The sequence below is a fragment of the Deinococcus detaillensis genome, assembly GCF_007280555.1.
Lineage (GTDB): Bacteria > Deinococcota > Deinococci > Deinococcales > Deinococcaceae > Deinococcus > Deinococcus detaillensis.
In genome coordinates, this window is the sequence record NZ_VKDB01000003.1 from 236,735 (window position 1) to 259,333 (window position 22,599).

Annotated in this window: 20 protein-coding genes; 12 read left to right on the forward strand and 8 right to left on the reverse strand. The window is 62.1% G+C overall.

The features are described from left to right. Positions 1–49: 49 nt before the first annotated feature. Together FNU79_RS05170 and FNU79_RS05175 are read right to left on the reverse strand one after the other, a co-directional pair. The gene (locus FNU79_RS05170) at positions 50–1,651 is read right to left on the reverse strand and encodes a S49 family peptidase (protein ID WP_143719819.1); all 1,602 of its coding nucleotides are present in this window, start codon (positions 1,649–1,651) and stop codon (positions 50–52) included. Between the two features lie 275 nt (positions 1,652–1,926). After that, a complete protein-coding gene (locus FNU79_RS05175; RefSeq protein WP_143719820.1) occupies positions 1,927–3,051 on the reverse strand; it encodes a BMP family lipoprotein in 1,125 nt (374 codons plus the stop codon). Positions 3,052–3,344: 293 nt separating this feature from the next. Between FNU79_RS05175 and ligA the strand changes: the two genes are divergently transcribed. After that, on the forward strand, positions 3,345–5,336 hold the full coding sequence (ligA, locus tag FNU79_RS05180; protein ID WP_225429899.1) for an NAD-dependent DNA ligase LigA: 1,992 nt from the start codon (positions 3,345–3,347) through the stop codon (positions 5,334–5,336). Positions 5,337–5,345: 9 nt separating this feature from the next. Here the strand turns inward: ligA and FNU79_RS05185 are convergent, their stop codons facing one another. Continuing rightward, positions 5,346–5,678: a type II toxin-antitoxin system PemK/MazF family toxin gene (locus FNU79_RS05185; RefSeq protein ID WP_143719822.1), complete on the reverse strand. Its 333-nt coding sequence runs from the start codon at positions 5,676–5,678 to the stop codon at positions 5,346–5,348. A gap of 30 nt (positions 5,679–5,708) precedes the next feature. Here FNU79_RS05185 and FNU79_RS05190 point away from each other — a divergent pair, with 30 nt between their 5' ends. The 4 genes from FNU79_RS05190 to FNU79_RS05205 all read left to right on the forward strand — a co-directional run bounded on the left by FNU79_RS05190 (position 5,709) and on the right by FNU79_RS05205 (position 8,040). Then, complete coding sequence (locus FNU79_RS05190) at positions 5,709–6,119, forward strand: Asp23/Gls24 family envelope stress response protein (protein WP_124872526.1); 411 nt, start codon at positions 5,709–5,711, stop codon at positions 6,117–6,119. Further along, on the forward strand, positions 6,116–6,601 hold the full coding sequence (gene nusB / locus FNU79_RS05195; protein WP_143719823.1) for a transcription antitermination factor NusB: 486 nt from the start codon (positions 6,116–6,118) through the stop codon (positions 6,599–6,601). Before FNU79_RS05190 ends, nusB begins: the two co-directional genes overlap by 4 nt. Before the next feature lie 5 nt (positions 6,602–6,606). Then, the gene (locus tag FNU79_RS05200; RefSeq protein WP_143719824.1) at positions 6,607–7,494 is read left to right on the forward strand and encodes a bifunctional 5,10-methylenetetrahydrofolate dehydrogenase/5,10-methenyltetrahydrofolate cyclohydrolase; all 888 of its coding nucleotides are present in this window, start codon (positions 6,607–6,609) and stop codon (positions 7,492–7,494) included. A gap of 87 nt (positions 7,495–7,581) precedes the next feature. Further along, positions 7,582–8,040 (forward strand): divergent PAP2 family protein, encoded by a 459-nt coding sequence (locus FNU79_RS05205; protein ID WP_143719825.1) that lies wholly within the window; start codon positions 7,582–7,584, stop codon positions 8,038–8,040. 87 nt (positions 8,041–8,127) lie between these two features. On the opposite strand, the gene FNU79_RS05210 is transcribed toward FNU79_RS05205, so the two are convergent. Then, positions 8,128–8,778 carry a TetR/AcrR family transcriptional regulator gene (locus tag FNU79_RS05210; RefSeq protein WP_143719826.1) on the reverse strand — a complete coding sequence of 217 codons (651 nt, stop codon included), beginning with the start codon at positions 8,776–8,778 and terminating at the stop codon, positions 8,128–8,130. 115 nt (positions 8,779–8,893) lie between these two features. Here FNU79_RS05210 and FNU79_RS05215 point away from each other — a divergent pair, with 115 nt between their 5' ends. From FNU79_RS05215 to FNU79_RS05235, 5 genes are all read left to right on the forward strand, one after another. Further along, positions 8,894–9,790 carry an HpcH/HpaI aldolase/citrate lyase family protein gene (locus tag FNU79_RS05215; RefSeq protein ID WP_143719827.1) on the forward strand — a complete coding sequence of 299 codons (897 nt, stop codon included), beginning with the start codon at positions 8,894–8,896 and terminating at the stop codon, positions 9,788–9,790. After that, entirely contained in the window at positions 9,787–10,296 is a 510-nt protein-coding gene (locus tag FNU79_RS05220) for a MaoC family dehydratase (RefSeq protein ID WP_143719828.1), read from the forward strand. Before FNU79_RS05215 ends, FNU79_RS05220 begins: the two co-directional genes overlap by 4 nt. Next, the gene (locus tag FNU79_RS05225; RefSeq protein WP_143719829.1) at positions 10,293–11,951 is read left to right on the forward strand and encodes an acyl-CoA carboxylase subunit beta; all 1,659 of its coding nucleotides are present in this window, start codon (positions 10,293–10,295) and stop codon (positions 11,949–11,951) included. Before FNU79_RS05220 ends, FNU79_RS05225 begins: the two co-directional genes overlap by 4 nt. A gap of 61 nt (positions 11,952–12,012) precedes the next feature. After that, complete coding sequence (locus FNU79_RS05230) at positions 12,013–13,944, forward strand: acetate--CoA ligase (RefSeq protein WP_143719830.1); 1,932 nt, start codon at positions 12,013–12,015, stop codon at positions 13,942–13,944. A gap of 69 nt (positions 13,945–14,013) precedes the next feature. After that, positions 14,014–15,207, forward strand: coding sequence for an acyl-CoA dehydrogenase family protein (locus FNU79_RS05235; RefSeq protein ID WP_143719831.1), 1,194 nt, complete (start codon positions 14,014–14,016; stop codon positions 15,205–15,207). 563 nt (positions 15,208–15,770) lie between these two features. Here FNU79_RS05235 and gnd read toward each other — a convergent pair. The 3 genes from gnd to FNU79_RS05250 all read right to left on the reverse strand — a co-directional run bounded on the left by gnd (position 15,771) and on the right by FNU79_RS05250 (position 19,931). Next, positions 15,771–17,324 (reverse strand): decarboxylating NADP(+)-dependent phosphogluconate dehydrogenase, encoded by a 1,554-nt coding sequence (gnd, locus tag FNU79_RS05240; RefSeq protein WP_143719832.1) that lies wholly within the window; start codon positions 17,322–17,324, stop codon positions 15,771–15,773. Between the two features lie 166 nt (positions 17,325–17,490). Next, positions 17,491–19,413, reverse strand: a complete 1,923-nt coding sequence (locus tag FNU79_RS05245; RefSeq protein WP_143719833.1) for an MDR family MFS transporter — start codon at positions 19,411–19,413, stop codon at positions 17,491–17,493. Next, positions 19,410–19,931 carry a MarR family winged helix-turn-helix transcriptional regulator gene (locus tag FNU79_RS05250; protein ID WP_143719834.1) on the reverse strand — a complete coding sequence of 174 codons (522 nt, stop codon included), beginning with the start codon at positions 19,929–19,931 and terminating at the stop codon, positions 19,410–19,412. The genes FNU79_RS05245 and FNU79_RS05250 overlap by 4 nt, the downstream gene beginning before the upstream one ends. A 259-nt stretch (positions 19,932–20,190) precedes the next feature. On the opposite strand from FNU79_RS05250, the gene FNU79_RS05255 reads away from it, so the two are divergent. After that, positions 20,191–20,805 (forward strand): site-2 protease family protein, encoded by a 615-nt coding sequence (locus FNU79_RS05255; protein ID WP_143719835.1) that lies wholly within the window; start codon positions 20,191–20,193, stop codon positions 20,803–20,805. A gap of 54 nt (positions 20,806–20,859) precedes the next feature. Here the strand turns inward: FNU79_RS05255 and trhA are convergent, their stop codons facing one another. After that, positions 20,860–21,516 carry a PAQR family membrane homeostasis protein TrhA gene (gene trhA / locus FNU79_RS05260; RefSeq protein ID WP_143719836.1) on the reverse strand — a complete coding sequence of 219 codons (657 nt, stop codon included), beginning with the start codon at positions 21,514–21,516 and terminating at the stop codon, positions 20,860–20,862. Positions 21,517–21,677: 161 nt separating this feature from the next. On the opposite strand from trhA, the gene FNU79_RS05265 reads away from it, so the two are divergent. Further along, on the forward strand, positions 21,678–22,598 hold the full coding sequence (locus tag FNU79_RS05265) for a LysM peptidoglycan-binding domain-containing protein (RefSeq protein WP_143719837.1): 921 nt from the start codon (positions 21,678–21,680) through the stop codon (positions 22,596–22,598). Position 22,599 lies beyond the last annotated feature (1 nt).

Consider the following 22,599-nt stretch of genomic DNA (forward strand, 5'->3'; position numbering starts at 1 on the left):
ACACTGAACTGAGCCAAAATTTGGGCCGAGTCGAAATCGGGCCAGAGGATTACTTGATGTGCAGTCCCAAATCCAGCCACAGCAACGCGGCGTCACCCAGAAACGGCGGCTTGAAGCTCACCGCAGCCGCTTGCTGAGCAAATTCCGGCAGCGGCCCCCGGTTGGGCGGGGTGGCCGTCCAGACGGGAGCGCCGTAACTCAGACCGGCCAATTCCGCCGCCCGCTGAAAGCCGGTGGCGAGGTCGCCGAGTTCGTCGACGAGGCCCGCGCCGAGGGCGTCTGCGCCGCTCCAGACCCGCCCGCGCCCCAGCTTGTCCACCTGCTCCACGCTGATCTTGCGCCCCTGGGCCACGCGGCCAATGAAGCGTTGGTACACCTCGCCGATGCTGCGCTCAAGTTCGGTGCGCTCAGTGTCAGAAAAAGGTTGGGCAGACGAATAGATCAGGGCGTTGTCTTGGCGCTCCACCCGCTCGGGCGTAAAACCTTGCCGCTGGTTAAACTCGCGCAGCACCGGCTTGCCCGTGACCACGCCGATGCTGCCGGTGATGGTGTAGGGAGAGGCGATCACATGTTTGGCGGCGGCCAGCACGTAATAGCCGCCCGACGCCGCCACCGCGCCCATCACCGCCACCACCGGCTTTTCGCTGGTCGCCACTTCGCGCCAAATCAAATCGGAGGCCAGCGCCGAGCCGCCGCCGGAATCCACATACAACACGATGGCTTTGGTGTGTTTGTCTTCTTTGGCCCGCTTGAGAGCGGCCACCACCGAATCTGAACCGGCCATCGCGCCGCCGAGGAGTGGTAGCGGCAGCGGGTTGTTGCGCGACTTGCCGGTGACGATGTTGCCCACCACCGGCACCAAAGCGATGCGGCCTTCACCGCGCTTGCTGCGCTCCGGCATCAGCAAATCGAGCACCGCCGAAAGGGGCCGCGCCGCCGGGCCGATCAGTTCATCTTCGTAGGCCACGCTGCTGAGAATGCCGAGTTCATGGGCCCGCGCCGCGCTCGAAACACCTTCGCTGAGCCACTGGCGCACCGCACCTTCGCTGACTCCCCGCGCCTCGGCCAGGTCGGCGGCCCAGGCGTCTTCCATGCCCCGCAGCAACTCGGCCGTTTGGTGGCGCTGGGCGTCGTCCATGTAATCTTGCGAAAAACGGGTCAGGGCGCTTTTGAATTCGCCGATCCGCAAATTTTCAAAGTCGATGCCGTGCTTTTTCAGGAATGCGCCGAGGTAGGTAATCTCGGCTCCGAACCCCTGCAGCATGAATTCCGCCGATTCGGGGGCCACTACTTCGCCTGCGCCCGAAGCGGCCAGCAAACTGGCTTTGGTGACGGTGGGCAAGTAGCTGACGGTGCGTTTGTGATCCGACAAGCGCCGCAGCATGGCCCGCAAGGCGTGGGCGCCGGCAAGGTCGGCTTCAAAAGAGCCGAAGCGCAGGAGGACGCCGTGGAGCCACTCGGCTTTGCTGAGTTTTTCAAACTTGGCAGCCAAAGATTCCAGCGTTTCGCTGCGGTTGAGCAGCGCGGCAATCGGGTTGCTCGGCTGGCGGGCAGGCAGCGGCCCGCTGATGTCCACCACCACCCAGGTGGGTTTGGTCACGCCGTCCGGCAAGGCTGCGCCGCTCTGTTTGGGGCTAAAAGGAATGTTCATAGTCTCTAAGGTACGCGGCCTGAGTGAAAAGCGTCCCTGCCCAGGCTAAAGGCAGGCCCAAGCCTGGCTCGCCCAACAAAGAGGCCCGCACGTTCACGGGAAACGTGCGGGACCTTAAGACTGAGTTTAGACGACGCAGCGAGCGTTGTCGCTCACTCCACTTACGATTTTCATACGGCCCAGTTCAATACGGCTCTTTTTTCTGTGCTGAGCTTTTCTCTGCTGTGTAGCTCACTTTGAACGCTCAGACCGGAAAAAGGCCACTGGGCGCGTGCTTACTGCGAAGGTACCTTGATCGCGCCGCTGATGATTTTGGCTTTGATGGCTTCTACTTTGGCGACCTGGGCGCTGGAAATCAGCGCTCTGTTGAATTCGTCGACCGAGTAGCCCACGCCGCCGTCCTTGAGGCCAAAGACGCGCGAGCCGCCTTTGAACTTGTCGGTCTTGACGTCCATGATCAGGGCGTACACGGCGTTGTCTACCCGCTTGGTCATGCTGGTCAGGCCGTGGTTGAGCGTTTTGGGGTTGCCGTCAAAATCGCCGAGGTAGTTTTGATTGCTGTCCACGCCGATAAAGAACATCGGACGGGTGTTGCCCGCGCAGGCCGAGGTGTAAGAGGCAGCTTTGGGCACCGCTTTGAAGTTATCGGACTGGAAGGTGACGCCCTTGGGCAACTGAGCGGCCTTGAGGCACTGCTGCTGCTTGATGTAGTCTTGCAGGCCCTTGCCTGAAGCTCCGGCAGCGGCGAAGATAATATCTGCGCCCTTGGCCCGCATGCTGGCCGCGATTTCTTTGGCCTTGCCGGGGTTGTTCCAAGCGTCGGGGGTGGTGCCGACGTACTGGCTGACGATTTTAATTTTAGGGTTGGCGGCTTTGGCTCCGGCGATGTAGCCGGCTTCAAATTTGTGAATCAGCGGCACGTCTTGACCACCGATAAAGCCCAGCACGCTGGTCGAGCTGTTGAGGCCGGCGAGGTAGCCCACCAAGAAGCTGCCTTCCTGCTCTTTGAAGGTCATGCTCTGAACGTTTTTGGCGTCCGATACGTCGTCCACCAAGCCGAAAGCGAGGTCGGGGTTTTCTTTGGCGACCTGGGTGATGCTGGCGTTGTTGGCAAAGCCCACCGCGATGGTCAGGTCAAAGCCGTCTTTGGCAAAGCCGCGAATGCCCTGCACGGTCTGGCTGGGATCGGAAGGCTCGAAATCCTTGACCGAGACGCCGCCCGCTTTCACGGCACGCTGCGAGCCTTCGTAGGCCGACTGGTTAAAGCTCTTGTCGAATTTGCCGCCCGCGTCGTAAGCCAGACCGACACGGATACCGCTTTGGGCGGCGGCCATGCTGCCAATCGAGAGGCTGCTGAGGGCGAGCAGGGAAAGGGTCAAGGCCGTTCTGGATAAATTCATCGGTAGTCCTCCTGATGGGTACGCTTGTCCGGTTTTGAGTGGCCGTCAAGCGGAGCGTGTTCTTGAACAGAAAGTATACGCGAAAGTCGGCAGAGCTAAAGGAAGCCTTAATCACGCAGTGGGGGGAGCACCGGGAAGCGGAGCGTGAAGCAGGGCAAAGCGCGGAATGCTAAGGTTGGGCCATGAGCGCTGAAAGGCAAACACCCCCGCAAGATTTGTCACAGGACAGAAAATCGCCGCACAAGAACTTGGAGGATGACCCGACCTTACCGTCTGAACGTTACCTGTGGCTGATGGAGGAACTGGCCCGCCACAACCGCCTTTATCACGAGCAGGACGCGCCCGAAATTGCCGACCATGACTATGACGCCCTGACCCGTGAGGCCCGCGCCCTGGAAGCCGAGCATCCCGATTGGTTGACTGAAGCGCCCTCGCCTGCCCAAGCCGTCGGCGGACTGCCCAGCAGCGCCTTTCAACCCGTTAACCACCCGACCCCGATGACCAGTCTGGACAATGTCTTCGACGACGCGGAGTTGCGCGGCTTTCAAGACAAGCTCTCCCGCTCGCTCAATATCACGCCGGAAGCCGCCGACTTCGCGTATACCTGCGAACTCAAAATTGATGGCCTGAGCGTCAATTTGTACTACCTTGACGGCGAACTTCAGTGGGCCGCCACGCGTGGCAACGGTGTGACCGGCGAAATCGTCACTGCGCAGGTCTTGACCATCGCGGGTTTGCCGCAGAAATTAGAAGGCCTGACCGGCGAACTGGAAGTGCGCGGCGAAGTGTACCTCAGCCGCGAGGAGTTCGCCGCATTCAACGAGCGGGCCGAGGAATTGGGCACGCAGCCGCTCAAAAATCCCCGCAACGGAGCCGCCGGAGCGCTGCGCCAAAAAGACCCGAGCGTAACCCGTTCGCGCAATCTCAGCGCTATTTTGTACGCGCTGGGCAAGCGTGACGGCGTGCCAGCCAAGACCCAGTGGGAGGTGCTGGAATGGCTCAGGGCGCGTGGCTTTCCGGTCAGCGAGTATTCAAAGCAGGTTCGGGGCATCGAAGAAGCGGTGCAGTACCACGCCGATTTGCTGGCGGTGCGCGGCGACTTGCCGTTCGATGTGGACGGCACCGTCATCAAGCTCGATGACCTGCATTTGCAGTCTGAATCCGGCTTCACCAGTCGGGCACCCAAATGGGCCATCGCTTATAAGTTTCCAGTAGAAGAAGCCCAGACCATTTTGGAAAGTGTCAGCATCAATGTGGGACGCACTGGCAAACTGGCTCCGCTGGCCCACCTTTCGCCGCGCCTCTTGGAAGGCAGCACCGTCAGCAAAGCCACGCTGCACAACGAAGATTTTATCCGTGACCTCGATTTGCACATTGGCGACACGGTGCTGGTTCGCAAAGCGGGCGGCGTCATTCCCGAGATCGTGCGGGTGCTGCCAGAGCTGCGCCCGGAGGGAGCTGTGCCGTTCGTGTTTCCGGATGAGTGCCCCATCTGCACCTTTCCCGCCGTGCGTGAGGAAGGCGACGCCAACCGCTACTGCACCAACCCCGAGTGCCCGGCCAAGCTGTATGAGGGGCTGCGCTACTTCGTCTCGCGCGGTGCGCTGGACATTCGCGGCATCGGCGAAAAGCTGACCCGCCAGCTCCTAGACACTGGACTGGTCAAAGACGCCGCCGACTTTTATGCGCTCACCGCCGAGCAACTTTCCGGCCTGGAGCGCGGCGGCGACAAAAAAGCCGCCAACGTACTGGCGCAGCTCGCGGAAAGCAAAGCCAAACCCCTGTGGCGCTTAATCAACGCGCTGGGCATGGCGGGCGTCGGAGACCGCAACGCCAAAGCGCTGGCCCGCGCCTTCGGTTCGCTGGCCGCGCTGGAAGCCGCCGCGCCCGAGCACATCGAAGCGGTGCCCGGACTCGGCGGCGTGCTGGCCCAGCGGGTCAGCGCCGAACTGGCTTCCGAGCGGTTGCAACGCTTGATCGCCAAACTCCGCGCCGCCGGACTGGGCCAGCAAGTCAGTGAAACCGAAAGCCGCACGGCGGAACTCACCGGCTTGAACTTCGTGCTGACTGGCAGTCTCAGTCGCCCGCGCGACGTGCTGAAAGCCGCCCTCGAAGCGCGGGGCGCTCGCGTGACCGGCAGCGTGACCGGCAAAACCAGTTACTTGGTGGCGGGGGAGGATGCCGGAAGCAAACTCAGCCGCGCTCAGGAACTTGAGATTCCGGTGCTGGACGAAGCGGGCCTCGCGGCGCTGCTGGAGGAAAAGGGAGCGGCAGGGCTGGAGTGAGCCGTTTGCTCAAAAGCCTTGAATCAGCCGCAGACCGTCTTCGACGCGCCGCAGCAACTCTGCGGGCAGTTGCCCAATCCGCGAATCCAGAAAGCTCCGGTCTACCGGAATCACTTGGGTGATATTGATCACGCTGTCTTGGGACAGCCCCGCCGCGAGCGCGGGGACGGCCACGTTGCTCGGCAGGTCGGCCAGCGCCAGATTGGTCGTGACCGACACGGCCAGCAGCGTTGCCAGCCGTGAGCGGTTCCTCAGCGTGCTGAAGTCTCTGTCAGGTTTATTTCCTTGAGCTAAACTAATCAGCAACTTGGAAGCCGTGAGCGCTTCCGCGCCGCATAACAATTCGCCGCCCCGCGCACGACTGGGAGAAGTATGGAACTTGAAATCAGCAAAAACGTCCTGACCGACATCGCCACCTCGACCCTGGAGCGCATCGAGGGCCTGAGCATCGCCGTCGCCACGCCGCGCCCCGGCAAATTGGGCGAGGCGTTGAGCGAGTCGCTCAGTGGTTCGCTGGGCAGCCTCGGCGCAGGGGAAATGCCGTCTTCGCGCCGTCCCAGAGCGCTTAAAATCACCCGCGACGGCCAGAGCGTGAGCCTAGAGGTCGGCGTCAATATCGAGTACGGCAAGAACCTGCACAAACTGGCGCAGCAAGCCCAAAATGCCCTGCAAGAAAACATCGAACTGATGACGGGCCTCAAAGTCAAAGCGGTCAATGTCACGGTGCAAAATCTGAGTTTGCCGGTGCCGAGCGCGGCTGCTCCCTCAGCGGGTAACGCGTGACCCGCCGCGAACGCGCCGCTGCTCAGCCGGTGGGCACCCGCCGCGCCGCCCGCGAATTTGCCTTCCGGGTGCTGTTCGAAGCTGGACAGGGCGGCTTAGACCTCCAGCAAGTTTTCACCCGCAGCGAGGGCGCGATGCTCTCGGGCGACGACACCTACGTGCATCTCAACCCCGAAGCGCTTTCCTTTGCCCACGAGTTGACCTTCGGCTACCAAGCCAGCGCCGCCGAGATCAACGACTTGCTCCAGCGCACCATTCGCGGTTGGAGCTTCGAGCAGATGGCCCAGACCGACCTCAACGTGCTGCGGCTGGCGGTGTTCGAAATGCAGCACACGGCCGAAGCCCACCCGCCGATCATCGAGAGCGCCGTGCGGATTGCCCGCAAGTTCGGCGGCGACGATTCGGGCCGCTTTGTCAACGGCGTTCTGGGCGGCATGTCGCGCAGCATGGAAGCCCAGCCCAGCGGCGAACCACAACATTGAGCGCCATGATTTTGGCTGGCCCGCCCGCTGCCCAAGCGCTGCTAGACGAAGCCCGGACGCGGGCCGCAGCTTTGCCGCGCCGCCCCGAACTGCACGTCATCCGGCTGGGCGAAGACCCCGCCAGCGTGAGTTATGTCAGTCTCAAGGAAAAAAAGGCGCTGGAAGTCGGACTGGGCAGCACCGTTCACGCCCTGCCGAGCGCCACCAGCCAAGCCGAGCTCCTCTCTCTGATCGAGCGGCTGAATGCCGATCCCGCCGTCAGCGGCTTACTCGTTCAGCTGCCGCTGCCCGCTTCGATTGACAGTGAGCGTGTCCTGAATGCCATCAGCCCCGAAAAAGACGTGGACGGCTTTCACCCGGTCAATGTGGGGCGGCTCTGGACAGGCGCAGCCGCCTTGCCGCCCTGCACCCCCGCTGGGGTGGTGCGCTTGCTCGATTACTACGGCCTGCCGGTAGCTGGGCAGCGGGTGGTGATCGTGGGGCGCAGCAACATCGTGGGCAAACCGCTGGCGGCCCTGCTGCTGGCCCGCGACGCCACCGTGACCATCGCCCACTCGCGCACCCCTGATCTGGCGGCCCTGACCCGCGAAGCCGACATGGTGGTGGCGGCCGCCGGCAGCCCGCACCTGATCACCGCCGAGATGATCCGCCCCGGCGCAGTCGTTATCGATGTGGGGGTCAACCGGGTGGGGCAGACCAAGAGCGGCAAAGCCAAGCTCGCCGGAGACGTTCACCCCGAGGTCGCCGAGGTCGCCGCCGCGCTGACGCCCGTACCCGGCGGCGTCGGCCCGATGACGGTGGCCCACCTGATCATGAACACCGTTTTGGCCGCCGAGCGCCTGCAAGCTGGGGAGCAGCCGAGCGAGCCAGTTGAGGTGGAGCTTTTAGCATGAAGCTCGGAGCAAGTAGGCGAGTAGGCTTTCTCAGTTTTCGCCGCTAAACTCAGTGCCAACTGTGACGCCTTCTTGTAGAGCTGCCCCATGAATTCGCTTGCTGAGCTGCTGAGCAACCGCTGGCTGTGGACTGCCGTGTTTTCGAGTACCGGAGCGCAAATCGTCAAGGTGCTGCTGATTTTGCTCTTCGAGCGGCGTTGGCGTCCCGAAAAAGCCTTGGAGACCGGCGGAATGCCCAGCAGCCACAGCGCCATGGTGTCGGCCTTGACCACCGGCGTGGCTCTTACCGAAGGGCTGGGCAGCCCGCTCTTCGCGGTGGTGACCACCTTTGCCCTGATCGTGATGTACGACGCCACTGGCGTGCGCCACAGCAGCGGCCAGCAAGCCCGCCTGATCAACGAACTGGTGGCCGAGCTGCGGGCAGTGGTGCGCGAAGGCTTTGCGCCCAAGCCGCTGAAGGTGCTGCTGGGCCACACTTACCTGGAAGTGCTGGTGGGCGGCATCATCGGCGTGGTGGCAGCGTTTCTGGCTTTCCGCTGGCTGTGAGCCGCAGGGTCAAGGTGTGAGCCTGCTTGGTGTATTGGCCGCGCAACTAAGCGGAGCCCCAGCTCAGCTCCACCGTCAACGTTCGCTCTAACCCTTGACGAGATCGGCCGTGAGCGTTGATGGGGACACGATTCCGCCCATGGCTGTATCTGCCACTCCCTCCGCAAATTCACGCGCACGCAGCGGCCCTCCCGCTTTGTACCAGCGGTAAGTCCAGTTGACGGCCCCCAGCAAAATATTGGCAGTCATCTGCGCCGAGACCGGCGAGGTCAGCACGCCTTCGTCCAGCCCGCGCTGCACCACGCTGAGCAGAGTCTGCTCGTAGTGCTCTCTCTCCTGACGCATCGGGCCGCTGACGGCGGGCGGCAATTCCAGTTCTTCTTCATAAAAGACCCGCAGCAGACGTTGACGGGTAATGGTGTAGAGCACGCGCTGCACCAAGACTTCGCGCAGTGTTTCGGCGGCGCTGAGGCCGAGGTCGATCACTGCCTGCATGATGGCGGTGTTTTCGGCGATGACCTCGGTATAAAGCAGCGTCAGGAGTTCTTCTTTGCTCTGGACATAGTGATACAAACTGGCCTTGCTCATGCCCAGCGCGGCGGCGAGTTCGCGCATCGACGCGGCGCGGTAGCCTTGCGTACTGAACAGTTCGGCGGCGGCGGCGTAGATCTCCCGCCGGCGGGCCTGCACTTTTTGCTGCACTTTCAGACTCTCTGATCGCCTTTGCCGCACACTCATCACCTGACCCTAGCGCCCGCGCACCGCGCCGTGTTAAGCTCGGACTATTAAAAATCCAACCGAGCGGTTGAACTTTACAGGATTCAAAGGTTGGCCGCGTGTTCGAGGAGCATTCATGAGTTCGCCCACTGTCCGTTCACAGCGTTACCGAAGCGCTCTGTTTGCTCCCGCCAATCAACTCGAAGTCCTCAAAAAACTGCCGCGCTCACGGCCTGACTTGGCCATTTTGGACTTGGAAGACGCCGTGCCGGACAGCGCGGAGGCCAAGCAGCAGGCCAGACAGGTGGCGAAGGAAGCCCAAGTCTGGTTGGCTGCCCACCATCCCGAGCAGGCAGTTTATCTGCGCCTGAATGCCGTTCAGTCGCCTTATTTCGCCGACGACTTGGACGCTTTGACGCCTACGCTGGCGGGTGTGGTGCTGCCCAAACTCGAACGCGCCTCAGACTTGGAAGAAGCGGTCGAGCAGTTCGGGGCGCGTGGCCTGGCCCACCTCCAGATCATGGCCGGACTGGAAACGGTGGCCGGAGTGGAAAACGCAGGCGAGCTGCTGCAAGGCTCAGATAAAGGCGCAGTCAGAGCGGCAGTCACCTCGGCTTATTTCGGCGCTGAAGATTACGTGGCCGATCTGGGCGGCGTGCGAACCGCAGCGGGCTTGGAAGTGCTGTACCCACGCTCACGGGTAGCGATGCTGGCGCGGCTCTTTGGCGTGGCGGCCTTCGACATCGTGGTGACCAAACTGCGCGACGACGCCGCTTTTCTGGAAGATGCCAGGGTGGGCCGCTCGCTCGGCTACGGCGGCAAGCTGTGCATCCATCCGGCGCAGGTGGCGCTGGCGCATGAAGTGTTTAGCCCTTCACCGGAAGAAATCAAGCGGGCTTGGGCGCTGCTGGCCGCTTACGAGCAGGGTCAGCAGCAGGGGCGCGGCGTGATTGCCTTCGAGGGTCAGATGGTTGACGCGCCGATGCTGGTGCGGGCGCGGGCAGTTCTGGCGAGCGCGGAGGTGGAAGCGTGAGCCAGCCATCCGGCACCTCCCGTCCACCCGGTAAATACTTTGAAGAACTGCCGGTCGGCACGGTGATTCGGCACTACGTGACCCGCACCCTCACCGAGGCCGACAACGTGCTGTTTACGACCATGACCATGAATCCCCAGCCGCTGCACCTCGACGCCGAGTACGCTGCCCAGACCGAGTTTGGGGAGCGATTGGTCAATTCCATGCTGACGCTGAGTTTGCTCGTCGGCCTGAGCGTCTACGAACTGACCTTGGGCACGCTGGTCGCCAATCTGGGCTTTTCGGAGATCAGCTTTCCCAAGCCGGTCAAGCACGGCGACACCCTGCGTGCCGAGAGTGAAGTGGTGGCCCGCCGGGAATCTGGCTCACGCCCGGAAGCCGGAATCGTCACCTTCGAGCACCGCGCCTTTAATCAGCGCGGCGAACTGGTGGCGCAGTGTAAGCGCAGCGCCCTGATGCAAAAACAACCAGCGCAAAAACAACCCGTACAGAAGGAATCCTCATGACCCAGACCACCACCAGCTTATGGGCTGACGCCCTGACCCGCCTCGACACCGACGCCGCCCAAGTCCGACTTGGCGGCGGCCCCAAGGCCCAGCAGCGCCAGCACGATAAAAACCGGCTGACCGCCCGCGAACGCATCAGCCGCCTGGTGGACGAGGGGACGCCGTTTGACGAGCTGATGACCTTCGCCGGTTGGGAAATGTACACCGATGTGGGCGGCTGCCCCAGCGGCGGTACGGTGACGGGCATCGGCATGGTTCACGGGCGGCCCTGGATGATGATCGCCAATGACGCCACCGTCAAGGCGGGCGCATTCTTTCCGATCACTGCCAAGAAAGTCATTCGGGCGCAGACCATCGCCTTTGAAAACCACTTGCCGGTGATGTACCTCGTCGACTCGGCGGGCGTGTACTTGCCGATGCAAGATGAGATTTTCCCCGATCAGGACGACTTCGGGCGGGTCTTTTACCTGAATGCCCGCATGAGCGCCGCCGGCATTCCGCAGCTCGCGGCCATCATGGGCAACTGCGTGGCGGGCGGAGCTTACTTACCGGTGATGTGCGACACGCTGATCATGACTGAGGGGAGCGGGTTGTATCTGGCTGGCCCGGCGCTGGTCAAAGCCGCGATTGGGCAAACCGTGGACTCCGAAGACCTCGGCGGCGCGGCCATGCATGCCCAGATTGCTGGAACGGTGGACTACCGTGAGCCCGACGACGACGCGGCCATCAAGCGCCTGCGTTCGCTGGCCGACCTCTACGCTGAGGGCGACGTGGCGGGCTGGGCCAAGCGCAGAAGGGAAGTCTTGCCGCCGTCCAACTCGGATCTGACCGATTTGGTGGCTTTCGATTCGGCCAAGCCCTACGACGTGCGCGACCTCATCGCCGCCATCAGCGACATGACGCCGGAAGGGGAGAGCAGCTTTCAGGAGTTCAAGGCCGAGTACGGCGAGACGCTGGTGTGCGGCTTTGCGCGGCTGGGCGGCTATCCGGTGGCGTACGTGGCCAACCAGCGCACCGTCATCAAGAAAAAGCTCAAGGCGGGCGGCGAGCCGGGCCTGCGAACCCGCATCGAGGTCGGCGGCGTCATCTACGGCGACAGCGCCGACAAAGCCGCCCGCTTCATTCTGGATGCCAACCAAGCCGGAACGCCCCTCATCTTCGTGTCGGACGTGACCGGCTTTATGGTGGGCCGCGACTCGGAGCAAGAAGGCATCATCCGGCGCGGGGCCAAGCTGGTCAACGCCGTGAGCAACTCGGTGGTGCCCAAGCTCACGCTGATCACGGGCGGCAGCTTTGGGGCGGGCAATTACGCCATGAACGGCAAAGCCTTCGGCCCACGTTTCCTGTTCGCTTGGCCCAGCGCCAAATACGCGGTGATGAGCGGCAACGCGGCGGCCAAAACCCTGCTGGATATTCAACTGGCCGCTCTCAAACGCGCCGGACACCAGCCGGACGATGAAGAACTTTTGCGCCTCTACAACGAGGTCAAGGGCAAGTACGACACCGAACTCGACCCCCGTTACGCCGCCTCGCGGTTGTGGGTCGACGAGATCATCAAACCCGGCGACACCCGCGAGCGCCTGATCCGCGCCTTGGAAGTCTGCGCGGGGCAGGCTAAGTTGGAGGAATTCAAGGTGGGAGTGTTCCAGGTGTGAGCATGGCGGACTTGTTTTTCCCACGGGCCACCCAGCACAAATGCGGTTTTCAAGGAGCCTTATGAGCACCCAGCCCCCCCTGCTCGACCAGCCTCTGATCCCTCCCAGCGACGCTCTGCGGCGTCAGGCTCCGGTGACGCCGCAGGAAGCCGAGCGTCTGAAAGCCTTGCCGCCCACCGAATACTGGGCTGAAATGGCGAGCGAACTGGAATGGGACGAGCGCTGGACGAAAATCCTAGACGGTGAGCTGGGCGACTTCCGCTACTTCGTGGGCGCGAAGGGCAATGTCAGCGTCAACTGCTTGGACCGCCACGCCGAGAAAACGCCCGACAAAGTGGCTCTGCACTACGAGCGCGAGGACGGACTGACCGAAACGTGGACATATCAGCAACTCACCACCGAAACCGCCCGCTTTGCCGCCGTGCTGGAAGACATGGGTGTGCAAAAGGGCGATAGGGTGTCGCTGCTGCTCTCCAATATCCCCGAAGCCTTCATCGCCATTCACGCCTGCTACCGCATCGGCGCGGTCTACTCGGTGATTTTTGCGGGCTTCTCGGCGGCGGCGGTGCGTGACCGCTTAGAGGACGCCCGTCCCAAAGTGGTCATCGTGGCAGACGGCACGTTGCGGCGCGGCAAAGTGGTGGCGCTCAAGTCGGTGCTGACTGAGGCGCGGCGTGGCATCGACAGCATCGAGCACGTGATCGTCATCAACCGCCTGAACTCGGACGTGACTCAACAGCCGGACGAACAAGGCTGCAACGAACATGATTGGGCCGATCTGATGGCCCGCACCCGCCGCCTCGCCGCGCCTGTAATGCTGGAGGCCAACGAACCCGGCTTCATCATCTACACCTCCGGCACCACCAGCAAACCCAAGGGGCTGGTGCATTCGGGCCTCGGCTTTCTGGTCGGCACTTACGCCAACGTCAAATGGTCGCTCAACCTGCGCCCAGAAGACAACTACTGGTGTACGGCGGATGTCGGCTGGCTGACCTCGCCGATCTTCGCGCTGGTCGGCGGGATGGCCCACGGCGTCACGCAGGTGCTCTACGAGGGCAGCATCGACACGCCCAGCCCCAGCCGCCCATATGAGCTGGTGGAGAAGTACGGCGTCAACAAGATTTTTACCGCCCCCACCGCTCTGCGGATGCTGCGCCGCGCCGGACAAAGTGCTTTGGCAGGCCGCGACCTGAGCAAAGTGGAACTCATCTCGCTGGTGGGCGAGCCGCTCGACCCCGAAACGTGGCACTGGACAGCGGACACTTTTGGGGCTTTTGTCAACAACACCTACGGCCAAACCGAAACCGGCACCGCCTGGGCCTCGGCCATCGTCGGCGCGACCGATACCAAGGCCGGTTCGTGCGGCGAAGCGCTGCCCGGCTACCGCGCCGAGGTCGTGGGCGAAGACGGCCAGCCGGTGGCCGCCGGTCAACTCGGTGTCCTGACGCTGACCGAGCCGTTTCCCTGCCTCGCCCGCACGGTCTGGGGCAGCTCGGAGCGCTACCATGAGACCTATTTCAGCGAGTTTCCGGGCCGCTACGCCAGCGCCGACGCCGCCATGCTCGACGAAGATGGCCAGCTCTGGGTGACGGGCCGGATAGACGACGTGATGAACGTGTCGGGCCACCGCATCGGCACCATGGAGCTGGAAGCCGCCCTGATCACCCACCCGGCGGTCAGCGAGGCGGCGGTGGTGGCGCAGTCCGACGAGCTGCGCGGCGCGGTGCCGGTGGCCTTCGTGGTGCCGCGTGCGGGAGCGTGGGAGGGCAGGCAACTCAGCGAAGAACTGGCCGAAGCCATCGTGGCTGGCGTGGGCAAATACGCCCGCCCCGCCGCCGTCTACGTGGTGCCGACACTGCCACGTACCCGCAGCGGCAAGATCATGCGCCGCTTGCTGCGCGACCTCTTGGAACACGGCGAAGTGCGCGGCGATATGAGCAGCTTAGAAAACCCCGACGCGCTGGAGGTGGTGCTTGGGCATATCCGAATGTGAACAGTTTGCTGGCCCTCACCACCCGCCCGCCCCATACTTCACGATCCCATATCCACAAGGAGAACCAAAATGACGACCCTTCCCCACGATTTGACCGACGACCAGCGCACCATTCTCAGCGCCCTCACCGCCTTCCTCAAAAAAGAAGTGGCTCCCGGCTCGGCAGAGCGCGACCAGACCGGCGAATTTCCGATGCAGATCGTCAAAAGTCTGGGCGAAATGGGCATCATGGGTGCTCAGACGCCCGCAGAGTACGGCGGCTCGGAGTTGGACACCCCCACATTCGCGATGATTATCGAAGAAATCGCGGTTTACGACGGCTCGCTGTGCTTGACCGTCGCCTCGCACAACTCGCTGTGCCAGGGCCATATCTTGATCGGCGGCACCGAAGCGCAAAAGCAGAAGTTCTTGCCCGATCTCGCCGCCGCCATCAAGCTGGGCGCGTGGGGCCTGACCGAACCCGGCAGCGGCTCAGACAGCGGCGGCCTCGCCACCCGCGCCGTGGAGCAGCCGGACGGAAGCTGGATTCTCAACGGCTCCAAGAACTTCATCACGCAGGGCAGCGTGGCCGGAACCTACGTCGTCTTGGCCCGCACCGACGCGCCGAGAGCCGGCAAAGGCAAAAACGACGGCATCAGCGCGTTTGTCTTTAACCGGGATGAAGTGGAGGGCTTTAGCGTGGGCCGCAAGGAAGACAAGCTGGGCCTGCGCAGCAGCGACACCGCCCAACTGGTTTTCGAGAATATTCACCTGTCCGCCGACGCCCTGCTGGGCGCACGCGGTCAAGCGTTCAAAGACGTGATGAAGGTGCTGGACGGCGGACGCATCGGCATCGGCTCGATGGGGCTGGGACTGGGCCGCGCCGCGCTTGAGTTTGCCACCAAGTACGGCATGGAACGCGAGCAGTTCGGCAAGCCGATTGCGCTCAATCAGGCGCTGAGCTTCCGCCTGGCCGACATGGACACCGAGCTGGAAGCGGCAAGACTCCTGATCCGCAAGGCCGCCGATCTCAAAGACGCCGGACGCGATTTCACGGTCGCGGCGTCGCGGGCCAAGTTGTTTGCCACCGAAAAGGGACTGGCCGCCTGTGACAGTGCCATTCAGATGCTGGGCGGCTACGGCTACATCAAGGAGTACCCCGTCGAGCGCTTCTGGCGCGACAACCGCCTGACCACCATCGGCGAGGGCACCAGCGAGGTGCAACGCATGATTATCAGCCGGGCAGTGACGGCCAAGTTCGCGGCGGAGATGGTCACAGCTTAAGCGGGTTGGGTGTGAGGCAAGGGTTTTTTGTCTTGGCAGACGGCCCACCCACACCCCCCAACCCCCTAGCCCCTTGGAGGGGCCAGGGGGAGCTGTTGGAGGCGGCTTTGTCCGTTTTTCTCTGCCACGCCATTACAGGTTCTCAGCGGTTCAGTGTTCATCCAATTAGTCATACAAGCAAGTAAGGCCCGCTTTCCTTTCGGACGGCGGGCCTTACCTGTGGGTTGTGGTGGTGTTGCGGAGATGGAGGTGGGCGGTGAGGAGGGGAAGGGCAATCGCTTCACTTACTCACCCCCTCCCAACCTCCCCCCTCAAGCGGGAGGGGCTAAAGCGAAGTCAACCTTCGCCTTCCCACTTCACTGACTGGCCCAGTCTTAAACGCGGCGGCCAGAACGCTACCGAAGGCCCAGCCGTGGAGAACGCCGGAGGAAGGAGGCAATAGAAACGCCGCGAAGACACAGTGCCGAGCGCAGCGACTAGCTCCCTCGCCCCATCGGGGAGGGGCGGGGGGAGGGGGAGCCGACGCATTAGCCTAAAAGCTCAAGCCCAAAACGCCTTCCAACTCAAGCGTTATAGGTGCTGCTGGATGTACTTCCGCCCCGTCCCGTCCAGTTGGTATGGAAGAACTCGCCGCGCGGCTTGTCCACCCGCTCGTAGGTGTGCGCCCCGAAGTAATCCCGCTGGGCCTGCAAAATATTGGCGCTGAGGCGCTCACTGCGGTAGCCGTCGTAATAAGCCAGAGCGCTGGAAAAAGCCGGGGCCCACACCCCGCGCAGGGCGGCGGCCGCCACCACTTGCCGCCAGGCTCCCTGAGCACTTCCCACCGCGTCCGTGAAATAGCTGTCCAGCAGCAAGTTGGGCAGTTCGCCGTTCTGGTCGAAGGCGGCTTTGATCTTGTCCAAAAAGGCGGCGCGGATGATGCAGCCGCCGCGCCACATCTGAGCGACGCTGCCGAAGTTCAGTTTCCAGCCGTACTCGGCGGCCGCCAACTCCATCATTTGAAAGCCCTGTGCATACGAGCAGATTTTGGAGGCGTAGAGGGCTTGCCGGACTTGCTCCACGAAGATGTCTTTGTCGGGGGACTCCACCGCGTCGGGGCCGCGCAGCACTTTGCTGGCGGCCACCCGCTGGTCTTTAAGTGCACTCAGGATGCGGGCGAACACTGCCTCGGCAATGGTGTTGGCCGGTGCGCCCACGTCGAGCGCGGTGACCGAAGTCCATTTCCCGGTGCCTTTTTGTCCGGCGGTGTCCAGAATCACGTCCACCATCGGCTTGCCGGTTTCGTCATCTACTTTCCGCAAAATTTCGGCGGTAATTTCAATCAAGTAACTGTCGAGTTCGCCTTTATTCCACTCGTCAAAAATTTGGCCGATCTCAGGGGCTGATAAGCCCAGTGCGCTGCTGAGCAGGCTGTACGCCTCAGAAATCATCTGCATGTCGGCGTACTCGATGCCGTTGTGCACCATCTTGACAAAGTGCCCCGCGCCGCCTTCGCCCACCCAGTCGCAGCAGGGCTGGCCGCCGACCTGCGCGGCAATTTTTTGGAAGATCGGCCCCACCTCCGGCCAAGCCTTGGCGTTACCGCCCGGCATGATGCTGGGGCCGGTCAGCGCCCCTTCCTCACCGCCGGAAACGCCCGCGCCGACAAACAAAATGTTTTTTTCGGCCAGCGCTTTCTCGCGCCGCACCGTGTCGGGAAAGTGGGTGTTGCCGCCATCGATGATGATGTCGCCTTCGTCCAGCAGGGGCGCGATCATGTCAATAAAAGCGTCCACGGCGGGGCCAGCTTTGACCATCAGCATCACTTTGCGCGGCTTTTTGAGCAAGCTGATGAAGGTCGGGAGGTCGTCCGCGCCCAAAATGCTCAGGCCTTTGGCGCGGCCCACCACGAAGTCGTCCACCTTGCTGGTGGTGCGGTTAAAAGCCGCCACCATAAAACCTTTGGAAGCCATGTTGAGAATCAGATTCTCGCCCATAACTGCCAGCCCAATCACGCCGATGTCGGCGCTGGCCTCCGCGACGGGCGCGTAAATGAGTTGGTTGCCGCTCACCGCCTCGGAATGAACGGCGTGGGCGTTGGCTACAGGCGTAGGATTCTTGTCATCCGGTTTGGTCATGGGTGCAGCTCCTTTGGGGGTGGAAGGAAGGTGAACGGCGGGTAAGATTTGCTGTTTTTAATATAGGCTCAGCGCAGATGAGGCGCTCAAGCGGGAAGCCGGTTACCACAAAGGAGGCGCAGCCCAGCGGCCCGCCTCCTTTGCTCAAGCGTGAGAGTGAAGTCGTTTAGCCTTCCATCGAGGCCAGTCCGCCGCGCTGTTCTCCGCCCGGTCCCTCGCCTTTGCGGGGCAGCCTCAGGTTGGGCATCGGCAGGGTGGTCAGGAACGCCAGCAGCGCCACGAAAATCGCGATCAGGTAGATGCGGCTGACGGTGTTGGCAAAGCCCACCTTGAAAGCCCGGCTGGACAGGTTGTAGGTCGTCTTGGCGTCGGCCAGGGTGCTGGCCTGAACGGTGTCGAGCTGCGCCTTGATTCGCGCCAGCACTTGCGCTTTGCCCTGCGGAGTCTGAAGAGCCGCCGGGGGAATCTGGCCCAAGCCGTTTCTGAGACCCTCGGGCAGCAGTTGATTCTGGGTGACAGCGCTCAGGTTGCCGCTCTCCACGGCGGTCTGCACGCTGCCGAAGGTCTTGGCAAAGCCGTCGTTGATCTTGGCGTTGATAGAGTCCAGCGTCGGGGCGCTGCCGCCTCCCTGAGAAGCGCTGGCTTTAGAGGCGCTCGCGGCGGCTGTTTCGAGCTGCGCGGCAATAGCCGGCTTCTGGTTCGTCGCGGCGACGCGGAGCTGAGCCGGGAGCTGGGTCGCCAGGGTGCTGGTCAGCACTGCGCCGAAAACGGCGGTGCCGATGGTGCTGCCCATCTGCTGAAAGAACTGGCCGCTGGAGGTTGCCACGCCGATTTCCCAGCGCTGCACCGAACTCTGAATCGCCAAGTTGTAAAGCGGCAAAGCCGGCCCGATCCCCAGTCCCAGCACCACCATGAACACGATAACGGTCCAGTAAGGTGTATCGGCGGTGAGGGTGGAGAGCAGGTAAAAGCCGCCGACCATCAGGGCCAGGCCCCCCAGGATCAGCGGCTTGTAGATGCCGAGCCGGGAAGCGATCTGGCCGCTGACGATGGAGCCGAAGATCAGGCCCATGGTCAGCGGAATGGTGGCGGTACCCGCCTTGGTCGCGCTCACGCCCTGCACGTTGACGAGGTAGAGGCTCAAAAACAAGATCGCGCCGAGGAAAGCCGCGCCCAGAAAGAAGCGGGCGGTGACGCCCCAAGCAAACGTCGGGTTCTTGAACAGCGAGAGTGGCAGAATCGGGCTTTCGTGGCGCGACTCGACGAACAAAAACAAGATCAGTGAAACGACCGAAGCAGCGAACAGCGCCAGCACGGTGGAATTGGTCCAGCCGTAGTTGGCTTCCGCGCCGAAGGTCAGCGCCAGCAGCAGCGGCACCGAGAAGGTCAGCACCAAGAGTGCGCCCACATAATCGATCTTGGGTTTAAGGCCGCTGGCCAGAATCGGCATTTTGCTGGTAATAAAGGCAATGGCAATCAGGCCGACGGGCAAATTGACGTAAAAGACCCAGCGCCAGGAGATGTTGTCGGTCAGGAAGCCGCCGAGGAGGGGGCCAATCACGCTGGAGATGCCGAAGACGGCTCCGAACAGGCCCTGATACTTGGCACGCTCGGCGGGCGCGAAAATGTCGGCGATAATGGAAAAGGCCACCGAGGTCAGCGCCGCCGCCCCGAAGCCTTGCAGCCCCCGGAAGACGATCAGCTGCATCATGCCGCTGCCAAATAAATTGCCGAACCAGGGCTCACCAGCCATGCCGCACAGCGCCGAGCCGATCAAAAAGACCACGATGCCGAACAGCAGAATTGGCTTGCGTCCGTAGATGTCCGAGAGTTTGCCGTAGATCGGCACCATCGCGGTGCTGGCCAGCAGGTAGGCCGTCGTGACCCACGCGTAGAGGTTGAGGCCGTTGAGATCGGCGATGATGCGCGGCAGTGAGGTCGAGACGATGGTCTGGTCGAGCGCTGCCAAGAACAGTCCCAGCAAAGTGCCGATCAAAATCAGGACTTTGGTGCTCTGCGGCAGCACTTCGGCGTAATTGATGCGGTCTTCTAAGCGGGTCGTTTGGGTGGGTGGAGCGGGCTGGGTCATCGGTTCTCCTGAAGGGCGGGGCGCGAGAGGGCTTGGAGGGTTTGGGCTTCTTGAATGAGGGCGGTGATGGCCTGCTCGGCGCGAATTAAGATGACCGGATCGACTTGTCCGAAAACTTCGCTGTAAGTGCCCATTAAGCTGCGTTCTTTCATGCTCAGAAATTGCTGGCCTTTGCTGCTCAGCGCCAGTAACTTTTCACGCCGGTTGTCGGGGTTCTCGCTGCGTTCCATCAAGCCGCGCCGCACCAATTCCTGAATCAGTTGGCTGGTGGCGGGCAAGCTCACATGAAGGTGTTCGGCCAGTGCGGTGACGCTCAGCGGCATAAACGCCCGAACTTTGTAAAGGGCCGTCATCTGGGTGAGGCTGACATCTTCTTCTTGAAGCTCGCCTTGCAAATGCCCCATCAAGCGGTCGGCGACGAGGCGGTGGAGCCTCTGCATGCAGCGCAGCAGCCGCTCGGTGGGGTCGTCCGAGTCGGCGTCAGCGGCGCAGCGCGGCGGGTCGAGATTGGTGGTCATGGTGTAGCCGTCACACTAAAAACATTCACGCTTAAGATCATGAAACTATTAGGCAGGAAAAAAAGTCATCTATCCTACATGATGCGACTAGCCGAAAGGTATAAGCCTATAAGCATTTTGGCTTATGTGTTCCAACGCTATCTGAACCAAAGCCGGCCCTTAAATTGAGTGGGCTAAGCCGTCAGCGGTTTGCGGCGGCGCTGATTTATTCAAGGCTTACCGGGTCAATGCTCACCCAGCGGGCCGCTAGAATGCCGCTATGGGCCTTCTTTCGCTGCTGACCACCAATCCTACTGCTTTTGTCATTATCGCTTTGGCGCTGACGTTATCGCTCACGGCTCACGAATTTGCCCACGCCTACACGGCTGACCGCTTGGGCGACCCGACACCCCGGCGGATGGGCCGCGTCACGCTCAATCCGCTGGCGCACCTCGATCCGTTCGGCGTCATTTTGCTGCTGGTGGCAGGCTTCGGTTTTGCCCGTCCAGTGCCGGTCAACTTCAACAATCTGGGACGCTGGGGCATGGTGGCGGTGGCAGCGGCGGGGCCGATCAGCAACATCTTGATCGCCCTGTTGTGCGTGCTGCTGCTCAAGGTCTTGCCTGGAAGCAATCTGGGCGACACCATTTTGGGCATCGTGGCCAGCGTCAATGTCGTGCTGGCGGTGTTCAACCTGATTCCTATTCCGCTGCTCGACGGCTCGCGCATTTTGGCAGGCATTTTCCCCAATACGCTGGGCCGCAGCTTGATGGAGTTCGAGAGGCTGCCCTACGCTTTCCTGATCGTGATGGGCTTTATTTTGCTGGCGCGTGGGCCGCTGAGCAACATCATCGGCACGGTGCAGGGCTGGCTGTTTGGGCTGGCAGGGGTCTAGCGTTTCAAGTTGAAGGAAAGAGACCCGTTATGCGGTCTGCCCTCTTCTCATTGTCTAGCGCAGCGTAAACATCATCGCCACGTGTGCTCCGGTGCCGCCCAGCACGAACAGGTGCCAGATTTCATGAAAGCCGAAGACGCCGGGGCGCGGGTTCCAGCGTTTGGTGCCGTAGATGACCGCGCCGACGCTGTAGAGCACCCCGCCAGCCGCCAGCCAAAACAGGGCCGCGCCGCTGAGGCTGCGGGCGAGCTGCGGCAAAAAAGCTAAGGCTGTCCAACCCATGACAATGTAAAGCAGGGTGCTGATCCACCTCGGCAGGCGCATGGTCAGCAGTTTGAGCAAAATGCCTGCCAGCGCTATGCCCCAGATGATCCACAGCACCAAGCTCTGCCAAATGCCGCTCAGGCCAAAGTAAGCCACCGGGGTATAACTTCCGGCGATCAGCAAAAAAATGGCGCTGTGGTCGAGTTTTCTGAGGCGCAGCAGGGCGCGTTCACCGACCCGGAACGAATGGTAAGACGCCGAGGCCGTATACAAAAACACCATGCTCAGGCCGTACACCACGAACGGCCAGAGGCTGAGCTGATGCGCGGCGGCGTACCCCAGCATTCCCGCCAGCGCCACGAGGGCCAAGGCCGCGCCTGCCCAGTGCGTCAAGCTGTTCCACGGTTCGCGCAGCGAGGAATAGAAGGCGGCAAAAGCTGTTTTCATACCGTGAGTCTACTCTTTTTCGATGCTAATTGACAAATTGTCAGTAGTGAATTCAGTGGGCCCGAATCAAGTGACAAAGTTCTCAAATACCGTCCCTGAGCGGCTCGGGCGCTTTGCGTCCTCATCCGAAGAGCGGATTAAGCTTTTATGATGACATAGCGATGAAACTCACTCTTCTGTCAACCACCCTTCTGGCCGTGTGCTTGGCGGGAGATTTTGCTTCGGCGCTCAGTTCTTCAGCGGCCAGTTATACCGTTCAGCCGGGCGACACCCTCTATCAACTTTCCCGCCGTGCAGGCATCGACGCAGCGACTTTGCTCAAACTCAACGGTCTGAGCAGCTCCACGCTCAAAGTCGGTCAGCAGTTGCGGCTCCCTACTGGCGGCGCGGCGCAGAAAAAAGCGCAGCCGCTCCAAGGAGCCATCAAGCCCAGCGCTATTCCGGCCCGGCCTGCTCTGCCGCCGGGTCTGCCCAAAGTGCAGGTCTCCGGCCCTGTCGGCGGCCCCCTCATCTGGAAAAATGAACCGGCGGCCACCGTTGCCAGTTTCGTCGGCTGGTCGCCGGTCATCAACGTCGCTTCGTTCGGGGACGCCTTGCCGCTCAGAACTTACCTGAGAGGGCTGGCCTTTGACTTCCAGACCTACAACAACTGCGGCCCCAGCGCTCTCTCGGCAGTGCTGGGCTTTTATAAAGTGCGGCTGAGCCAAGCCGTCGTTCAGCAGACCACTCGGCAGGGCGGCGAATATATGCAGGTCAGCGCGATTGCCCCGGAACTCGCCAAGTTTGGCCTGAGAACCCGCACCATTCGCGGCGGCAGCCTCCGGCAAGTCAAAAAACTGCTGGCGCTGGGCATTCCGGTGATCGTGTTGCAGTGGTATGACCGCCCCGGCCATATCAACCACTTCCGGGTGGTGCGCGGCTACGACGATCAGGCTGGAGTGATGTGGGTCAGTGACAGCATGGTGGGGCCGGTGTCGTATCTCAGCTACCGCGACTTCGACGCCCTCTGGAACACCCAGGGCCGCCAGATGTTTCCGGTGTATCCGGCGGGCTACGAAGCGCAGGTCAAGACCTTTTTGTGAG